We start from the raw sequence: 2,938 nt of genomic DNA, 5'->3' as shown, positions 1-2,938 counted from the left end.
TAGCTAGTAATTGGCCATTGTGACTAATTGCCAGACACTTTACCCAAGCAGAATGTCCACAAAGGGTATGGATTAAATTTCCGGTATACCCATGCCATAGTTTAATGGTATGATCCCAACTGCTACTAGCGATAATTTCTCCATCTGGACTAAACCCAACCGCCTCAATCACATTTAAATGTCCTGAAAGTTTAGCCACCACTGTTTTAGCTTGCCAGTTAAAAATGGTGATAGTTTTATCTGTACTACCACTAACTATAGTTTCTCCCTTCGGGCTAAACGCGATAGAATTAATTCCACTAGACTCTTCGGAAAAGGTATGTAAACATTTCCAAGTAGGAGTCTCAAACTTAGGGGGAACTTTTGTAGATAAAGATGTTACTGGTATAGCAGCGAAATCCTCTGGTAAACCAAGTGCTCCGAGGACTTGAGTGGCTGATTGGTAGCGTTGGTCTGGTAAATTTTCTACCATTTTGTTCAGGATGCGAATAAGCTGCTCACTGACAGGTTGCCTGAGGTAATCGACCCAAACCCACTTCCCTTCCAGAGTATTAAACATATCAAAGGGGTGAACGTTGGTAAGCAGATGAATACAGGTAACCCCTAAACTGTACAAATCGCTGGTTGCGATCGCTTTTCCCATCAACTGTTCCGAAGCCGTGTAAGCCGCAGAGCCAATCATAGTTCCGGTTCGTGCTAGCACAGTTTTTGTAGTCAGCTTAGCAGCACTGAAATCCACCAGAAAAAATTCGCTCCCCCTTCCCCCCCAAGAATAAAACCTCTTCCTGGTTTTTTGTGTTGGTAACTTGGACAAAGAGGACTCAGGAGGAGGGCAACGAATGATATTGTGGGGATTGATATCCCGATGAATAACCTGATGACTATGGATAAAGCGCAGCACTGGCAACAATTCAATCAGGACTTGCCGAACCTGGTTTTCCCTAAACGTCCCTTCTGTTTCCAGTTCTGTGGCTAAGCTTTGCCCATCGATATACTTGTGAACTATAGCAGGTTCTCCTGCGATACCTAATTGATGATCTGCGTCAAAATAGGCCATAAGTTCAGGAATTTGAGGATGTTGTCCCAGAACTTGTAGCCTAGTAGCTTCTTGGCGGAAAGACTCAGCCGCTTTCTGAGCATTGTTGGTATCTTGATGTTGTAAGGATAACTGTTTGATGATACAGTTAGTATTGCTAGCATCTGCCTCATCTACCCCTAGAAAGGTGCGCCCCATACCACCAATACTAATTAGCCTCAGAGCACGGAAGCGATCGCCTAATCGTAATCTTGAGCCACAATAGGCACAAAATCTGGCCTGATTGGGATTTTGAGGATTTTGGCATTTAGGATTAAGACAGTAGCTCATGATATGGGGTGGTCAAGTCTAAGGGTTGGCAAGTTCACAAGTTAGCCAGTTGACAGATTTGTTGAAAGTTTTCCCCAACTTAAACGGGCAAGGGGTCTCCCGTTATAATCTCCGATTTAACGGGAGGGGAATTGCCCGACAGCGTCTTGAAGTTCTCAACAGATTGGCCAGAGGCCACGCTTTCGGCAGAGCCGACGCTGCTTGAGGTGCGAACGTAAGTGGTACAATAGCATTGTGATATTAACCTACTGCTACAGAATCAAGCCTAGTGACGAACAGATAGCCACGATGGATAGATGGCTAGAACTGTTGCGCCGTCACTGGAACTATGCTCTAGGGCAAAGGCTTGATTGGCTCAACAGGACTCGTTCACCGGTTGATAGATGTAGCGTGAGTTATGAGCCGATTGGTGAAATTCCTCACCCCGTCAACTACTACACCCAGCAGGCAGCTCTTAAGGAAACTAAGCTGTTATTTCCTGAGTACAAACAAATCTACGCAGAAACTCAGCAGGTTAACCTACAACGGCTTAACAAGGCATGGGATAGATGGCGCAAACCGGTGAAGCGTGGAAAACGAGGAGGTAGACCTCGTTTTAAAAAGTCTGGAGAACTCCGATCATTCGTGTTTCCCAGAGTCAACAATTCTAGAGCAGGGGCACACCTGATTGATGGTGTTCTAAAACTAAGTCGAATTGGGTCAATGCCTGTAGTAATGCACCGGCCTTTACCCGATGGGTTTACCCTTAAGCAATGTACTATTCTCAAGAAGGCTGTTCGCGTAGCGTGGCCTTTTGGCCATGGTTGGTATTGTTGCATTTCGATGAAAGATGATACCGTACCTGAGCTGTTACCTGTGGATTCGGTTAAATCTGCTGTCGGTATCGATGTTGGTTTAGAGAAATTTTTGACCACATCTGACGGCGAAGCTATACCTATTCCACAGTTTTACAGGAAAGCTCAAGACAGACTTGCTCAAGCTCAACGAGTAATGTCGCGTCGTGTCAAGGGGTCTAAAAACTGGAAAAAAGCCAAGCACAAAGTGGCTTTATTACACCTTCATTTAACCCGTTGTCGAAAGGAGTTTCATTATCAGGTTGCTCATTGGTTGTGCAGTAAGTACGACTTAATTGCTCACGAAGACTTAAACATCAAAGGACTTGCTCGAACTAAGTTAGCCAAATCAATACATGATGCAGCTTGGGGTGCATTTTTGGAGATATTGCAAGCAGTGGCGGTCAAACGCGGCTTGTTAGTCCAGTTCGTCAACCCACGGGGGACAAGTATTGAGTGCTTTAATTGTGGTTCTAGGGTTGAAAAAAGTTTGAGTGAGCGTGTTCATTGTTGTTCCAGTTGTAAAGTCGAAATTGACCGTGATTGGAACAGTGGTATCAATATCTTAAATCGTGGATTAATGGCGGTTGGACTGCCGCTCAATGGCTGTGGTAAATCAATACAGGATATTGAGGAACAGCAAGTCTCATTCGTGAGGAGAGAGAAGCCTACATCATAATCTTTGATTTGATGTAGGAGTAGTCACGTTTTCCCCATTTGTAGTTGAAAGTTCCATTTT

2 protein-coding genes are annotated in these 2,938 nt (G+C 44.6%); one reads left to right on the top strand and one right to left on the bottom strand.

All coding sequences use genetic code 11. The annotated features are described in order from the left end of the window. The coding region (locus F6K52_RS34840) for a protein kinase (protein WP_293089546.1) at window positions 1-1,366 on the bottom strand (1,366 nt) is incomplete at its 3' end. Window positions 1,367-1,654: 288 nt separating this feature from the next. Between F6K52_RS34840 and F6K52_RS34835 the strand changes: the two genes are divergently transcribed. Further along, window positions 1,655-2,878, top strand: a complete 1,224-nt coding sequence (locus F6K52_RS34835; RefSeq protein WP_293089544.1) for a transposase — start codon at window positions 1,655-1,657, stop codon at window positions 2,876-2,878. Window positions 2,879-2,938: the final 60 nt, after the last annotated feature.

The sequence above is a fragment of the Moorena sp. SIO3H5 genome, assembly GCF_010692395.1.
Lineage (GTDB): Bacteria > Cyanobacteriota > Cyanobacteriia > Cyanobacteriales > Coleofasciculaceae > Moorena.
Note: the sequence above shows the minus strand (reverse complement) of the source record. Positions and strands in the feature narration are given on the sequence as shown.

Excerpts from the sequence above, each read along its gene's own strand:
- F6K52_RS34835 (WP_293089544.1), top strand. The coding sequence starts at position 1,655 with ATGGATAGATGGCTAGAACTGTTGCGCCGTCACTGGAACTATGCTCTA.